General features: G+C 66.9%; 14 protein-coding genes. 8 read left to right on the forward strand and 6 right to left on the reverse strand.

Translation table 11 applies throughout. From position 1 onward, the window contains the following. Nucleotide 1: 1 nt before the first annotated feature. Together BLR03_RS07170 and BLR03_RS07175 are read right to left on the reverse strand one after the other, a co-directional pair. On the reverse strand, nt 2-898 hold the full coding sequence (locus BLR03_RS07170) for a nucleotidyltransferase family protein (protein ID WP_091251198.1): 897 nt from the start codon (nt 896-898) through the stop codon (nt 2-4). Next, nucleotides 898-1,197, reverse strand: a complete 300-nt coding sequence (locus BLR03_RS07175) for a PqqD family protein (RefSeq protein WP_175460437.1) — start codon at nt 1,195-1,197, stop codon at nt 898-900. The genes BLR03_RS07170 and BLR03_RS07175 overlap by 1 nt, the downstream gene beginning before the upstream one ends. Before the next feature lie 116 nt (nt 1,198-1,313). On the opposite strand from BLR03_RS07175, the gene BLR03_RS07180 reads away from it, so the two are divergent. Together BLR03_RS07180 and BLR03_RS07185 are read left to right on the forward strand one after the other, a co-directional pair. Then, nucleotides 1,314-2,048, forward strand: coding sequence for a GAF and ANTAR domain-containing protein (locus BLR03_RS07180; RefSeq protein ID WP_091251200.1), 735 nt, complete (start codon nt 1,314-1,316; stop codon nt 2,046-2,048). Between the two features lie 398 nt (nt 2,049-2,446). After that, nucleotides 2,447-3,661, forward strand: coding sequence for an MFS transporter (locus tag BLR03_RS07185; RefSeq protein ID WP_091251201.1), 1,215 nt, complete (start codon nt 2,447-2,449; stop codon nt 3,659-3,661). Here the strand turns inward: BLR03_RS07185 and BLR03_RS07190 are convergent. Further along, nucleotides 3,639-4,160 (reverse strand): NAD(P)/FAD-dependent oxidoreductase, encoded by a 522-nt coding sequence (locus BLR03_RS07190; protein WP_091251202.1) that lies wholly within the window; start codon nt 4,158-4,160, stop codon nt 3,639-3,641. The two genes, BLR03_RS07185 and BLR03_RS07190, sit on opposite strands and share 23 nt — an antisense overlap. A gap of 3 nt (nt 4,161-4,163) precedes the next feature. Here BLR03_RS07190 and BLR03_RS24335 point away from each other — a divergent pair, with 3 nt between their 5' ends. Continuing rightward, nucleotides 4,164-4,307, forward strand: coding sequence for a hypothetical protein (locus BLR03_RS24335; protein ID WP_175460438.1), 144 nt, complete (start codon nt 4,164-4,166; stop codon nt 4,305-4,307). 117 nt (nt 4,308-4,424) lie between these two features. Here BLR03_RS24335 and BLR03_RS07195 read toward each other — a convergent pair whose 3' ends face one another. Next, on the reverse strand, nt 4,425-5,444 hold the full coding sequence (locus tag BLR03_RS07195) for a phosphatase PAP2 family protein (RefSeq protein WP_091251203.1): 1,020 nt from the start codon (nt 5,442-5,444) through the stop codon (nt 4,425-4,427). A 931-nt stretch (nt 5,445-6,375) separates the two neighbouring features. On the opposite strand from BLR03_RS07195, the gene BLR03_RS07205 reads away from it, so the two are divergent. The 3 genes from BLR03_RS07205 to BLR03_RS07210 are packed head-to-tail and all read left to right on the forward strand — an operon-like array spanning nt 6,376 to nt 8,401. Further along, nucleotides 6,376-7,170: a class E sortase gene (locus BLR03_RS07205; RefSeq protein ID WP_091251205.1), complete on the forward strand. Its 795-nt coding sequence runs from the start codon at nt 6,376-6,378 to the stop codon at nt 7,168-7,170. Nucleotides 7,171-7,173: 3 nt separating this feature from the next. Then, a complete protein-coding gene (locus tag BLR03_RS24340) occupies nt 7,174-7,335 on the forward strand; it encodes a hypothetical protein (protein ID WP_175460439.1) in 162 nt (53 codons plus the stop codon). A 13-nt stretch (nt 7,336-7,348) separates the two neighbouring features. Next, nucleotides 7,349-8,401, forward strand: coding sequence for an o-succinylbenzoate synthase (locus tag BLR03_RS07210; RefSeq protein ID WP_091251206.1), 1,053 nt, complete (start codon nt 7,349-7,351; stop codon nt 8,399-8,401). Nucleotides 8,402-8,428: 27 nt separating this feature from the next. Here BLR03_RS07210 and BLR03_RS07215 read toward each other — a convergent pair whose 3' ends face one another. Then, nucleotides 8,429-10,111, reverse strand: a complete 1,683-nt coding sequence (locus tag BLR03_RS07215; RefSeq protein WP_091251207.1) for a LamG-like jellyroll fold domain-containing protein — start codon at nt 10,109-10,111, stop codon at nt 8,429-8,431. Between the two features lie 6 nt (nt 10,112-10,117). Beyond that, nucleotides 10,118-10,711 (reverse strand): M73 family metallopeptidase, encoded by a 594-nt coding sequence (locus tag BLR03_RS07220; RefSeq protein ID WP_091251208.1) that lies wholly within the window; start codon nt 10,709-10,711, stop codon nt 10,118-10,120. Nucleotides 10,712-11,049: 338 nt separating this feature from the next. Here BLR03_RS07220 and BLR03_RS07225 point away from each other — a divergent pair, with 338 nt between their 5' ends. Both BLR03_RS07225 and BLR03_RS07230 read left to right on the forward strand, forming a co-directional pair. Beyond that, nucleotides 11,050-11,511, forward strand: coding sequence for a MarR family winged helix-turn-helix transcriptional regulator (locus BLR03_RS07225; protein WP_217639749.1), 462 nt, complete (start codon nt 11,050-11,052; stop codon nt 11,509-11,511). A gap of 209 nt (nt 11,512-11,720) precedes the next feature. Then, nucleotides 11,721-13,817 carry a PhoX family protein gene (locus BLR03_RS07230; protein WP_091251209.1) on the forward strand — a complete coding sequence of 699 codons (2,097 nt, stop codon included), beginning with the start codon at nt 11,721-11,723 and terminating at the stop codon, nt 13,815-13,817. Nucleotides 13,818-13,902 lie beyond the last annotated feature (85 nt).

The raw sequence follows: 13,902 nt of genomic DNA on the forward strand, positions 1-13,902 counted from the left end.
CCTACCGGCGGCGTGATGCTCGGATCTTGCGGGCCGCTGCCGGAAGGCCTGCCACCCCGCGGCGCCAGCGTGCAACTTGGGCCGTGAGGAGGCCGGCAACGGAGTCGTCAAGGTAAATATCGCGCTCCCGCAATGTGTGCCTTGACGGGAAGACTGCGCGGGCCAGCACCAGCGGTTTGGCCCGCCAGGGACTTTCGAGGAGCGAGACCAGATAGGCCGTACCCGGGCCCTGTGCGGACGTGCGGTGGCACCACTCCTCGCTGACAATGCCCTGTCGGACCGGCAAGTTTCCGATGCCCAGATCGTCCAGGAACGGCGTCAGCGCCGCCGTCGACTGCAGCTCCACACTGAGATCCACGATGTCCTGGTGCATACTGACGTCCACCCGCTGGAGCAGCTCTTTGTATTCGCGCTGATGGCGGGGATCATCCATGGCACGAAGGCTGTGCAGGGCCTGAAAGATCACCGCCGCAGGTTTGGAAGGAACGGGGACGCTCCGGGCAGCCATGACCAGATGTTGCCTGTCGCGCCAGAGCGATTCGAACACATTCCCGGGTGCGGCCTCCATACCCGGAAATCTGTCGTGCACGTCGATATCGCAGTTCCACTGCGGATGATAAAGAGTCCGGGAGTGCGAGTACCGGCGAACGACCGTCACGCCGGAGGGCCTTTCGAGCCAGCCTCTACCGCCCAGAAGCTCCACCATTCTGTCCAGGTCTTCCGGGCGGACCAAGACATCCACGTCCGCAGAGACGTGATGTCCGCGAAGCCCCATCATGGTGGCCGCCGGACCTTTGATGAACAGCGCTTGGAGACCGGCAGAAGCTGCCACGTAGTCCACTAGGGCCGTGGCCAGGAGGACGGCTTCCTCCTGGTGCAGGGTCTCTGCGCAATCCATCAGCTGACACCTTCGCTTTCACGCGGAGACAACGTGATCATTCCTGTGCTGCTCAGGCTGCGGATCAGGCCCATCACGTCCCCGTGGATGGCGGTGGCATCTGTGGCGTATTCGCGGGCAAGGTATTCGATGAGTTCGGTTTCGGTCCTGGTTCCGTCCAGCGCGTTCCAGACGGACGCAGCCGTTCCAACGAGGATGGACGGCACTTGCTGCTCAAGGTGCAGCACGGCGACGCGGTCGCCGTCGTCACTGTGGACACAGGCGACGTCGGCGCTGACGCGCCACACCTGTTCAGCCATGAGACCTCCACCCGCACTAGAGAGGCCATGAAGCATTACTCGGGGCCCTCGCAAGGCTTCATGCTATCGCGTGGCTGGCAAGTTGTTTCGCGCCGGTGACCGACTTAGATTTAGGCATGACCAACAACGCCGGGGACGAAGCCGCCCTGCAACTGCAGGACCTCCTGATGGGAACCGAGAACGTCGAGGACTTCCTGGGCCGCCTCGCCGAATTCTCGGCCGCCACACTGAGCCAGGCCGCCGGCGCGGAGATCGAATGCGGCGTTACGCTGCAGCGCCGGAAGAAGACCATGACGGTGGCGGGGAGCAGCCCCCGGGCCGTCATCCTGGACCGCATCGAGCAAAGCCTCGGCGACGGCCCGTGCATCGAGGCGCTGCGGACCAAGTCTGTGGTCCTGCTGGCCGACGTCGACACCGATCCGCGCTGGCCGGACTACCAGCTGCAGCTCGCGGCCCAGGGCTGCCGCAGCACCCTCGGGGTGCCCCTGGAAATCGGCGAGGACGCGATCGCCGCCCTGAACTTCTTCGGCTCCGACACCGGGATCTTCACCCAGAACATCATCACTGAGGCCTCCGGCTTTGCTGACCTTGCGGGCCGCTCGCTGCGCCTGGCCGTTCGGATCGGCACCGCGCAGTCCCGGGCCGAGGACTTGCAGGCCGCCATGGAGCACCGCACGTCCATCGACCTGGCCTGCGGCGTCATCATGGCCCAGAACCGCTGCTCCCAGGACGAGGCCATGGGCATCCTCACCCGGGTGTCCAGCAACCGGAACCAGAAGCTCCGCGACGTCGCGGCCGAGGTCCTTCGGAAACTCACCGACGGGGAAGTCCGTACCCACTTCGACGCCTGAGCTCCCCGCCGCCGGATCGGATTCTTCACGAAACAAGTAGTCCGGTGGTGCGAAGACAAGTACTCTCCACTCTGTACCGGCGCCTTCCCAATCTCGCAGGCTTAGTGGCGTGGGTGAGATGCCCGCGCAGCCGGGACGGCTTGACGCTGAGTTTGGGGAGATCAGATGAGCACTAGCAACGACATCTATGCACTTGAGGAGCTGCGTTACTCAAGGCGACGAGCATGGCGATTGGCGCAGCTTTCTGGGTTGGCTGTCCTCGCTGCCGTAACGTTCACGGTTGTTTACCTCGCTTTAGCCCGCCAGTTCTAGGGCCGGCGGGGAAGTCCGCACGCACTTCGACGCCTGAGCGCCCGGGGCGGGCCGCCCTGGGATGAACCCGCCCTAGGATGAAGGGGATGACCACCACACAGACCGCCCCCTTCAGCCTCCGGAGCATCGCCGTGCCCGCCTTCGGCCCGGCCCTGCTGTTCAGCATCGGCGAGGGCGCCATCCTGCCGGTGGTGGCACTGTCCGCCCGCGACCTCGGCGCCTCGGTGGCTGTTGCCGCGCTGGTGGTCACCCTGATCGGTCTCGGCTCCTGGTTCTTCAACCTCCCCGCCTCGCTCATCACGCTGAAGTTCGGCGAACGCTGGGCCATCGTCGGGGCAGCGGCGGCCAGCGCCGTCGCCCTGGCCGCCGCGGCCCTGGCACCTCTGGTGCCCGAGGGTCTGTGGCTGCTGGCGGCGGCCATGGTCGTCGTCGGCATGGCCGCCAGCGTCTTCAGCCTGGCCCGCCAGAAGTACCTGACCGAGGCGGTGCCGATAATGCTCAGGGCGCGGGCGCTGTCCACGCTCGGCGGCGTCAACAGGATCGGCATCTTCATCGGCCCCTTCATCGGCGCTGCCGTGATGCAGTTCGCCGACATCACCGGCGCGTACTGGGTGGGCGTCGTCGCGATGGCCGCGGCCGCCGTCGTGTCGGTGACCATCCCGGACCTCGTGGCCGCACCCGCGGCGGACGACGGCGTCCCCGTCAGGCAGGCGACGCTGCGCAGCGTGGCCGTGTCCCACGCCGGCGTTTTCCTGACCGTCGGCATGGGGGTGCTGCTGCTCAGTGCGCTGCGTGCGTCACGGCAGGTGGTGATCCCGCTCTGGGCGGAACACCTCGGGATGGACGCCACGCAGGCATCGCTGATCTATGGGCTGTCCGGCGCCATCGACATGCTGGTCTTCTATCCGGCCGGAAGGCTGATGGACCGCAGGGGCCGTCAATGGGTAGCCATTCCCTCGAACCTGATCATGGGCACGGCGATGCTGCTGATCCCGCTCAGCACCGGCTTCGTGGGCCTGCTGCTCGCGGCGCTCCTGGTCGGGTTCGGCAACGGCATCAGTTCCGGCCTGAACATGACGCTGGGGGCCGACTTCTCACCCGACAACGGCCGCGGCCAGTTCCTCGGCATCTGGCGGTTCCTGGCCGACGCCGGCTCTACCGGCGGTCCGGTGCTGCTCTCCGGCGTGACCGCCGCGGTTTCGCTCGGGGCCGGGGTGGCCGCCACCGGCGTGCTGGGCTTCGCTGCCGCCGCGGTCTTCGCCGTCACTATTCCCCGGCTCAAACACCGCCGGAACTACTGACCGCTGCCGGAAGGCGCTGCACCACCTGGTCAACCACGTAGGCGGCGTCCCGGTCCACACCGCCGATCAGGCCGGAGGTGAGGGCGTACTGGAACGGCATACCGACAAAGTACAGCCCCGGCGTTCCGGGGACAGCCCCCCGTTCGGTTTCCGGCCAGCCCGACGCAGCCAGCTTCAGCCCGTCGATCCAGTCAAGGTTCGGGCGGTAGCCGGTGGCCCAGATGACGGTCCGCACGCCGACGGGATCGCCGCCGTCGAAGGTTGGCTGACCGTCCCCGGTGCCGGCCAGCCGCGGAACCCGGACCACACCGGCGCGGTCAAGGTCCGCCGGCGAGATCCGGATCAAGGGTGCGCCGCGCTCATGGAAGTTGGCCGCTACCTTGCGTCCGACCGGCGTGCCCAGCGTCAGCACCGAGTGGATGAACCGCCAATAGGCCTCGCCGGCGTAGCGCAACAGGGGATCGGGAATGTGCGGGGTGAGACGGCCGGACAGGAGCACCCGGTGGCTTGCCGACAGCTCCAGGGCAATTTCCGAACCAGAGGTTCCGGCGCCCAGGTGTACCGGGCCCTCGTGCAGGACTCCGGCTGGTCGGTGCCGGTCTATCGGGAGTGGATCGCCAAAGCGCTGGCGAGCGCGCTCGCCTAATGACTGCGCCCGTGTGGCTGTGCCGTGAACCGGTGCTCACCGGATACCCATCTGACTGGCAGCAGGGGCCGTTTTCAGGGGTCAAAACGGCCCTTACCTGCGAGCTACATGGGGCGTTCAGCGCAGAGGCGCGTCCCGGCGTCGTGCCGCATGCCCGAACAGCCAGATGCCAGCCACGGTGGCGAGGTAGCCGGCGGCCACGATCAGTGAGGTCCCGGCCCAGAAGTAGGTGGTGGTGCTGATTTCCTGGCCGCCTGGACCGATGCTCAGCAAAGCGTAAGCTGCCACCCCGGCCGCCGCGAGTCCTGTGAGCACGGGGAGCGCCACCCACACCTTGGCTGAGGCCCAGTGCTCCCCGTAACCGTCCCAGACGTTCCAGCGCCAGCCGGTGCGGATGATCAGCCAGCCGGCCGGGAGCATAAACGCCCCCACCACGAGGAACGCTGCCACCACGTCGGCCGGACGGTGCCACTGGTTGATCAGGGTGGACACGCCGGTGGCGACGGCGAAGCTGCCGCCCAGGAAGCCCGCCAGCGGCCGCCACCGCGGCGAGACCATGAGGAACACGGCAGCCGCAGCCGAGGCAGCCATCGTGGTGTGGCCGGACGGCAGGGAGTTCAACTCCAGCGTCTCGACCCCGCGGTACGGCCGGACCGGGAGTAGGTCCTTCAGGATCTGCGTGGCCAGGTTGGCACCAACGCAAGCCGCAATCGCGATCCCGGCTGCTGCCCAGCGGCGCCTCAGAATGGTGACGAAGATGACCACGATCGACGCGATCACCACACAGAGCGCTGGCAGCCAGTCCAGCAACTTGGTGGCGGCTTTGCCCGCGGTCCCGCTGAGCGCCACCGCCTCCACAAGGGCGGACTCGTCAATGAACTGGCCCGTGGTGGTGCGGACAAAGAAGAAATACGTGGCGGCCAGCCCGGCGATGCAGGCAACAGTGGCCAGGACAAACAGGGCTGCCGTGCCCCTGCCCGGGGACCACTTCGCCTGCGGTTCCGGCGTTGTGGCGGCCTCAGGTTTTGGGAGCTGCGACGGGAGGACCTGCGTTTCGTGGACATGCGTCACCGGGATCTGCGTCACAGGGACGGGGGCAGACGGGTCCCGTGGGGTGCGTTCCTGCCGAAAAGTCATGCCGTTAAGGCTCCCACAGAACCCTGCACGCCACCTGATGAACCGGGCGCGCGGCGGGGGAGTAGTGCCTGGAGAAAAGACGGGTACTCACTACTGGTGCCGCGCGGGAACGGGATTCGTAGAGTCGTTTGTGCCGGCGTGGCTTGTCCCCGGCATGTCGCTCCTTGAGCGGGGCCGGCGGAGACGAGTTTCCTGGTCCAGGAACTCACCCCCAGTCGACGCCGGCCCAATCAAGGATCCCCCGGGACGTGTAGACGCATCCTTGTCCGGCCGCGATGAACCCGTTGCCCGCGCCCAGCCCGCGCCCAGGCCACAGCCGCGTCGGTCGCAGGGAGCCGGACCCGGTATGGGAGGATGTTCCGGTGACTTCCCGCAACCCCGCCCAGCTCCGCCGCCAACGTGGCGGACGGTACAGCGGCCGCCGGTCCCTGGCGCTGGCCGCTGCGGTTCTGCCCCTGGTAGCGGGCATGGTTGCGTGTTCTGCCCCTTCGCCGACGGTCTCGTCTTCTCCAACGGTCTCTGCCGGCACCGTGAGCCAGGCGCCAGCATTGGCTCAGCAGGCATCGGCTGTCCCGAACCTGGCAACAGCCGGGGCATCGCCGTCGTCGTCCGCAACGGCTGCTCCCTCCGGCGTTCCTCATGCTGTGGAAGCGGCCCTGCAGACGCTGCTTGCGTCATCGCCGCAGCCGAGCCGGGAACAAATCCGCCAGAGTCTGTCCTCGGCGGGGATTGCCCCGGCCGCGGTGGAGGTTTCAGCGTCCGTCACCCCAACCGGTCTAACCGCCGACGCCGTGGACGTCGGAGTCCTAAGCGGTACCGAATGCGTGATGGCGCAGGTCCGGTCCGGAACTGTGGAATCGTCAGTCTTGCCGGTTCTTCCGAACGGGCGATGCTTCATCGGCAGCGTCCAGCGGTAGTCAACAGGAGTGGCATGTCTGAGGTACTGAACCGCCGCGACACGGTGGCGCAAGAAACTAAACGCACCCGCCGGCGTCGTTCTTTGCTGGTCGTCCAAGTGATGGGCGAACTGCTGATCACCCTCGGAGTGATTGCCGTGCTCTTCGTCGCCTGGCAGTTGTGGTGGACAAACGTTCAAGCGGATGCGGCTCAGGGGGCAGCCGTGAAGCAGTTCGTGCAGCAGCACCAGGCGCCGGTAACGAATGACCCGCCCGCAACGGCGCCCGGGGGCACCACGGGCACCGCTGCCGTGCCGGTCGGCAAGGCGCCGGGTCACGGCGAGGCGATCGGGGTCATCTACATTCCCCGCTTCGGAGTCGACTACAGCAGGCCGATCATCGAGGGCACCAGCCAGGATGTCCTGGACACCCTCGGCCTGGGACACTACGCGGGAACGGCGATGCCGGGGGCCTTGGGGAACTTTGTGGTGGCAGGCCACCGCCAGACGCATGGCGCGGTGCTCGACAACATCCACACGCTGGTGCCCGGGGACAAAATCTACGTTCAGACCGCCGACGGGTTCTACACCTACGTCTTCCGGAACCAGGAGATAGTCCTGCCGGACCGGACGGATGTGCTGGCGCCGGTGCCGACTCAGCCCGGAGCGGTGCCGGAGCAACGGGTTTTGACCATGACAAGCTGCAACCCGCGCTTTGGTGCGCAGGAACGCATCATTGCGTACTCCGTTTTCGATTCATGGCAGCCGCTCAGCGCGGGGCCTCCGGCGGCCATCGCTAAGCAGCTCGCCGCGCTGCAGGGGAAGGGCTAGAGCATGTACGTTTGGCTTTTTCGGCAACTTCCCGGGCCTCTGTGGCTGAAGATACTCCTGTCCCTGGCGATCCTTGCGGGAGCCCTCGTGGTGCTGGATCAGTTCGTGTTTCCGTGGATGGCTGAAGTGACGCATCTGACGGACGCAACCGTCGCGCAGAACTGAGCGCGGCACCATCATGACCACAAACCCGTTTCCACCGCGGCCGGACGGTCCCGGACGCCGTCCGGAAGAACCCCGCGAACAGCTTCCCGCGCTGGAGGAACTCCTCGCCGGCGCCCACGTGGTGAGCCTGCCCATGCGGGTGAAGTTCCGCGGCATCCTCCAGCGCGAAGCACTGCTGCTGAACGGCCCGCTGGGCTGGGGCGAATTCTGCCCATTCCCGGAATACGGCGACCAGGAAGCGTCCCGCTGGCTCGCCGCCGCGATCGAGGCCGGCTGGCAGGGCTTTCCTGAGCCGCTGCGTTCGGTGATCCCGGTCAACGCGACGGTCCCCGCCGTCGCCGCGGACCGGGTTCCGGAAATCCTGGGCCGCTTCGGCCGGGTGGACGCCGTCAAGATCAAGGTGGCCGAGCCCGGGCAGAGCCTCGACGACGACGCCGCCCGGGTCGCCGCCGTCCGTGAGGCGCTCCCGGACGCCGCGATCCGGGTGGACGCGAACGGCGGCTGGGACATCCCTGCCGCCGTCGAGGCACTGACCCGGCTGTCCGGCGTCGGGCTCGAATACGCCGAGCAGCCGGTGCCGGACATTGCCGGTCTCGCCGAGGTCCGCCGCCGGCTGCGGGCCGCGGGGATCCCGGTGCTGATCGCCGCGGACGAAAGCGTGCGCAAGGAGGACGACCCGCTCAAGGTGGCCCGCGCCGGCGCAGCGGACCTGATCGTCGTGAAGGTGGCGCCCCTCGGGGGAGTGCGGCGCGCCCTGGACATCGTGGCGCAGGCCGGGCTTCCCGCCGTCGTCAGCTCTGCGCTGGACACCTCCGTGGGGATCCGCGCCGGACTGGCGCTCGCCGCGGCGCTGCCTGAACTGCCGTATGCCTGCGGGCTGGGTACCGTGTCCCTGCTCGCCGCTGATGTTACCCGGGACTCGCTGATACCCGACGACGGCGCCATCAGGGTCCGCGACGTCGCCGCCGATCCGGAGTTGCTCGCGGAATACGCGGCCGCCCAGGACCGCCGGGAGTGGTGGCTGGAGCGCCTTCGCCGGGTCCACGCGGTGCTGGCTGCGGGCTAGGATCCCTTCCCTCCGGAGATTCCGGACTTAGTGGCCGGCTGCGAAGTGATCCTGCACCTGGGTTGCAGTGAGCGCGGCGGGGTAGACGGCGGCGTTGTCGACAGTTCCCGCGAAGACCGGGTTGCCGGTGACTCCTGGCCAGCTGTTGGTGCTCAGGGCGTCATAGCCAACTCGCCAGAAGCCGCTGACCTCGGCCCCTGACCTGACAGTGCTCTGGTTGACGAGTGATCCGTCGAGGTAGAGTTTCATTCCCGAGCTGGACATGGTCGCCGTGGCCTGGTGCCAGGCGCCGTCGTTGTAAAACTTGTTCGCGTTGTTCATGTCGGGGGCACTGGTAATGGCGGAGGCCTTGTAGTTGGTGCTGCTGCCGGGGTTCGGGGCGGCACCAAAGACGATTGCCCCCGTAGTTGTCATGTACAAGTGCCGGTCCGAGACGGCAGAATTGCCGGTCTGGGCGTTACCGAAGCCAATGAGCCGCCCGCCAGTTGTGGACCCGCGTGGGGTCTTGAACCAGATTTCCACGGTGAAGATGTCCGGGGCGGTGAGGGCGGCCGCGGTGCTGACGTAGCCGGGTGAACCGCCCAAGGTCAACGCGGGACTGGGGCCGGCACTGCACGATCCTGGTTCCCAGGTGGTTGCCCCTTGCAAAGTGCCGTTCCGTGCGTTCCCGGATGCGTCAGCGGCGCCGGTTCCAGAGCCCTCGTTGAAGCGGTAGAAGAGGTAGGGGCTATCCGGCAGGCTTGCATAAGTGCACGGATAGCTGGCAAGAGCGGAAAAGCTGCTGGTCTGGGTGGGAGCCGGGGATGAGAAGCTGGCCTGTGCCGTGGCGGACGTCGCAGGCCATGCCAGGACCGGTACCGCGGCCACTGCCAGCAATGCGCGCAAGCGTCTGCTTCTGCGGACCGTTGTGTGCCCGCCGGTTTGGATGGCTCGGCCCGGGCGCGGTTTGCGCGGCTTTGCGGCTGGTCCGCTGGGCTTGTCAGGGCCGTCGCGGAGAGGAGCCGCACTGGAACCGGCTGCCGCGACTGTCAGGCCAGCCACAGCGGCCAGCACTGTGGCGAGCGGGCCCCAGGCGTGTTCAGTGAACCAGACGATAGGAAGCCCCATGAAGGGAATGCGCAGCACGGCCACCCCGTGGACAGCGGCGGGTGCAACCGGCGTGGAGTCGTTGGCGGGGTTCGCGTCGCCGCGCAGGATGAGGTCGCCGTCGGGGGCGAATTCCGCGAAGCGGTGGAGGCGCAGCCTGCCCGGATGGTCCGGATCATCCACCAGTAGGATCTGCTTCAGCGCGGCCGAGCCGGCCGGTACGGGCCGGGACACAACCACGTCTCCGGCATGGATGCGCGGCATCATCGATCCAGTCATCACCGTCGTGGGGGTCCATCCGATGACAGCTGGGAGAGATGCCCAGGCCAGCAGGCCGAGGGCCGAGAACAAGACGACCCGGGCCAACAAGGTGACAGTCAGCCGGGCTAACCCGAACCCTGCAATTACCGGTGTGCCGTGCTCGTCCTCATCCACGGTGATGCCGCTGGCCGTAGCGTCCGACGTTGGTAGAGCATCAGCGAGCAGTGCCCCGCTGGGCACCGCTCCGGGCCGGAATCCCGGTCCTGGGGCGGTGCAGTTCTCAAATGTCCCGTTGGCGGGGCCGGCGCCCGGGCGGCCGGGGCGCAGGCCGGCCGCCGCGGGTAGCTGGCTCGACTCGGGCATCTCGGATCAGCTGTTCTGGGCTTCCCAGGTGAATCCGACGGAGGCGGTGCCGCCTTGGGTGCTGTCCGGTGCTGCCGCGTTCAGTGTGTAGGTGATCTTGAAGGTGCGGGCTTCCGACGCTGCACCGGTCGGCGCCCATGTCGGAAGGCCGTTGGCGAAGTTCGTGTTCGCCGTGCTCAAGGCTGCCAGAGTGCCGGAATATACGCTTGATCCGGTGGCCAACGGAGTGAAGCTAGTGCAGTCGGCCCCTGCGCCGTTCCCTTGGGTAATGGTTAGATCGATGCTTGAGCTGAGGGCGTTGCTGGTGGCCGGGGCCGTGGCGTAGAGCTTCACGGCGGAGGCCAGCGAGCCGCTGGAAGTCACGGTGATGCACTTGAACCCGGTTGATCCGGGCTTGAGGTTAGTGGCGGTGAACAGTGCAGTGGCAGCGTCGTTGTCCAGCTTGACCGTCCCTGCCGACCAGTTGTTCGCCGGGTTTGCCGTGGTGGAGGTGAATGCGGAGTAGGAAGCCTGGGATACGACAAAGCCGCTCACGAGGAGTGCTGCGGGGACGACGGCCCATTTGGCCCATTTGGCCGTGCGTGCTGAAATCTGTGCCATGAAGTGCTCCTGGTGAGGAAAGGTGACTGCGCCAGGCTGAGACCCGGCACAAGCTCCCTGAGCGGAGCCTGTGAAGCGAACTTACACGAAAGTATCTTGTTTAACAAGCTAAATGATTTTAGAGCTATATTTAGGGTGCGGAAAGTCGCGATGACTTGGCTGTGCATACTGGCCCGGGCCTGCACATGAGTCGGTAAGGTGCTTTGGGAGTAAAGTGGGTGCGGGCGCGGTGAAGTACCCGTGGAAGACAGCTTTGGAGCGGAATATTCGTGATGACCACCTTTGGATCCCGGCAAGTTGACGAAGCGGCTCCGGCACAGCTTGCGGAGGGGCCGAAGGTGACCGAAAAAGACGGGCTCCTCCGGATCGTGCAGGGCCTGCGTCGGGTCGACACCGGGACCTATGCCCTCCGCATCCGGCTGGCCGAAAAGCTGGGGATCGGGACGATCGACATCAACGCGATGGCGTTTGTGGGCGAGGTGGATGGTCTCACTCCCAAGGATCTCGGCAAGGCGCTGAATATCACTACCGGGTCCGTGACAGCCATGGTGGACCGCTTGGAGTCCAAGGGCTTCATGGTGCGCAAGCCCAACCCCACGGACCGGCGCAGTGTGCTGCTGCACCTGAGCCCGGAGGGGACCGACGCGATGCAGTGGGCCAACGACCACTTCGCGGCCGCGGCAGCAGCCCTCCTCGAGGAATCCTCCGAGGAAAACATCGTGAACATCGCCGAATTTCTCGAAGGAATCGGCCAGCGGCTGATGGCTGCCGCCAGCGACCCGGAAGAGGCGGACAACTAGCCTCCGTCCCCGGTGGGGCTAGGACCTCCGGGGCTTGGAGCTTGGACCCGGGACGGGGCTCAGTGCTTGGGTTGACGCCTCTTCAGGCTGGGCTGGGGAGTTCAGCCGCGGGAGTTCACCGGAGCTTCATGTGAGAGTCGGCTTCGCGTAGCCCGTGGCTGGAAGGGTGGGCGGACCCGCATCGCACGCACCCCTTGGAAGGTCTCTCCATGCCCGCATCCTCCGGACGCACCTTTTCCCTGCTCCCCATGCTTGGCCACACGAAGGGCAAACGCAGCCCCGTCACGTGCGCGCTCAAGTGCGACAACGCCTGCTCGGGCGAGGTCTGCAACACCAGCAGCAACAGATACTTCCGGGACATCGCCTCCGCCACGATGTCCCGCCGCGCCGCCCTGGGCTTCGGCGCCGCCGGCGCGCTCGCCGTCGTCCTCGGCAACGCGGTGACGTCCGCCGGCACGGCAGTGGCCGACGGCGGCCCGGGCCTCGCGGCGGCCGCCAAAGACGGCTTCGGTGTTTCCAAGCTGCAGTTCACGGCCATCGCGCCGGTGGACGCCGCCGTGGACAAGCTCACCGTCCCCGCCGGCTTCACCTGGCAGCCGGTCATCCGCTGGGGCGACCCGCTGTTCAACGACTCTCCGGTGTTCGACGTCGACCACCAGAGCGCGGCCGCACAGGCCCGCCAGTTCGGCTACAACAACGACTACACGGACATCCTGCCGATCGACGGCTCCAAGGACCGCCGGGCAGTGCTCTTCACGAACCACGAATACACCAACGAAAACATCATGCTGCCGGCCGGGTTCGACGCCGCCGAGACCCGCGCGATCGGCCGGGCCGCCCACGGGCTCACCGTCGTGGAGCTGGAGCGGAAGAACAAGAACAAGCCCTGGAGCTACGTCAAGGGCGCCGGACTGAACCGCCGCTTCCTGACCGACACCACGTACGAACTCGACGGCCCGGCTGCCGGATCCGCCCTCCTGAAGACCACCGCCGATCCCTCCGGCCGGGCCATCAAGGGCACCCTGGGCAACTGCTCCGGCGGAACCACGCCGTGGGGCACCATCCTCTCCGGCGAGGAAAATTTCAACGGCTACTTCGCCGCGCCCGGAACGTCCGACTCGGACAAGCGTTACGGGCTGACCAGCAAACCCACCGCGCGCCAGTGGGAACTGGATGATCCGCGCTTCGACACCCGCAACCCCGGCTACGAGAACGAGGCCAACCGCTTCGGCTGGATCGTGGAAGTTGACCCGTTCGATCCCGCGTCCACGCCCCGCAAGCACTCCGCGATGGGCCGCTTCAAACACGAGGGCGCCAACGTGATCGTCGCCAAGTCCGGTCACGTGGTGGCCTACATGGGCGACGACGAACGCTTCGACTACCTCTACAAGTTCGTCTCGGCCGGAACGTATCGCCCCGGCACGACGGCGGAGGACCGCAGGAACAACCTGACGCTGCTCTCGGAGGGGGACCTCTACGTTGCCAAGTTCACCGGCAACTCCGCGCCGGCAGAGTTAGACGGCTCGGGGAAACTCCCCGCCGACGGCGCATTCGACGGCTCCGGCGAATGGCTGCCGCTCGTTGTGGGCGGGCAGTCAAAGGTGGCGGGGATGTCCGTGGAGGAAGTGCTGGTCTACACCCGCCTCGCCGCAGATAAGGTTGGCCCCACGAAGATGGACCGCTGCGAAGACGTCCAGCCCAGCCTGCACACCGGCAAGGTCTATGTGGTCTGCACCAACAACACGGACCGCGGCAAGGCCGGCAAGGAGGGCGCCACCGAGGTTAACCCCCGCACCCTCAACCGCGATGGCCACATCGTCGAAATCACCGAGACCGGGGACCAGGCGTCCACCACGTTCGGCTGGAACCTGCTCATGGTCTGCGGGGATCCTGCCAAGAACTCGGCCGCCTACTTTGCCGGATTCCCGGCCAGCCAGGTCTCGCCGATCTCCTGCCCGGATAACGTGGCCTTCGACTCCGTGGGCAACCTGTGGATCTCCACCGACGGTGCGCCGTCCAGCATCGGTTACGCCGACGGGCTCTTCAAGGTGACCCTGGACGGTGCCGACCGCGGCAAGGTGGAGCAGTTCCTCGCCGTCCCGCGCGACGCCGAGACCTGCGGTCCGGTGATCCACGACGACGAACGGACGGTCTTCGTTGCCGTTCAGCACCCGGGGGAGGAAGGTACCTTCGCCGACCAGCATTCCTACTTCCCGGACTACGTCGCTGCCGGCGCGACGCCGAAACCAGGGCAGGCGCGCGCCCCGCGCCCTTCTGTGGTCCAGGTGTTCCGCACCGACGCCTAACTACCTTCCGGTCACAGCAACGCGGGGTCACTTCACGCCCATGTTGGCGCCCTGCATGGGCGATATCTGACCCCGCGTTGCTTCT

The sequence above is a fragment of the Arthrobacter sp. ok909 genome (assembly GCF_900104405.1).
Taxonomy (GTDB): Bacteria; Actinomycetota; Actinomycetes; order Actinomycetales; family Micrococcaceae; genus Arthrobacter; species Arthrobacter humicola.

Coding starts and splice junctions, on each gene's coding strand:
- BLR03_RS07170 (WP_091251198.1), bottom strand. CDS start 898: ATGGATTGCGCAGAGACCCTGCACCAGGAGGAAGCCGTCCTCCTGGCC.
- BLR03_RS07175 (WP_175460437.1), bottom strand. CDS start 1,197: ATGGCTGAACAGGTGTGGCGCGTCAGCGCCGACGTCGCCTGTGTCCAC.
- BLR03_RS07180 (WP_091251200.1), top strand. CDS start 1,314: ATGACCAACAACGCCGGGGACGAAGCCGCCCTGCAACTGCAGGACCTC.
- BLR03_RS07185 (WP_091251201.1), top strand. CDS start 2,447: ATGACCACCACACAGACCGCCCCCTTCAGCCTCCGGAGCATCGCCGTG.
- BLR03_RS07195 (WP_091251203.1), bottom strand. CDS start 5,444: ATGACTTTTCGGCAGGAACGCACCCCACGGGACCCGTCTGCCCCCGTC.
- BLR03_RS07205 (WP_091251205.1), top strand. CDS start 6,376: ATGTCTGAGGTACTGAACCGCCGCGACACGGTGGCGCAAGAAACTAAA.
- BLR03_RS24340 (WP_175460439.1), top strand. CDS start 7,174: ATGTACGTTTGGCTTTTTCGGCAACTTCCCGGGCCTCTGTGGCTGAAG.
- BLR03_RS07210 (WP_091251206.1), top strand. CDS start 7,349: ATGACCACAAACCCGTTTCCACCGCGGCCGGACGGTCCCGGACGCCGT.
- BLR03_RS07215 (WP_091251207.1), bottom strand. CDS start 10,111: ATGCCCGAGTCGAGCCAGCTACCCGCGGCGGCCGGCCTGCGCCCCGGC.
- BLR03_RS07220 (WP_091251208.1), bottom strand. CDS start 10,711: ATGGCACAGATTTCAGCACGCACGGCCAAATGGGCCAAATGGGCCGTC.
- BLR03_RS07230 (WP_091251209.1), top strand. CDS start 11,721: ATGCCCGCATCCTCCGGACGCACCTTTTCCCTGCTCCCCATGCTTGGC.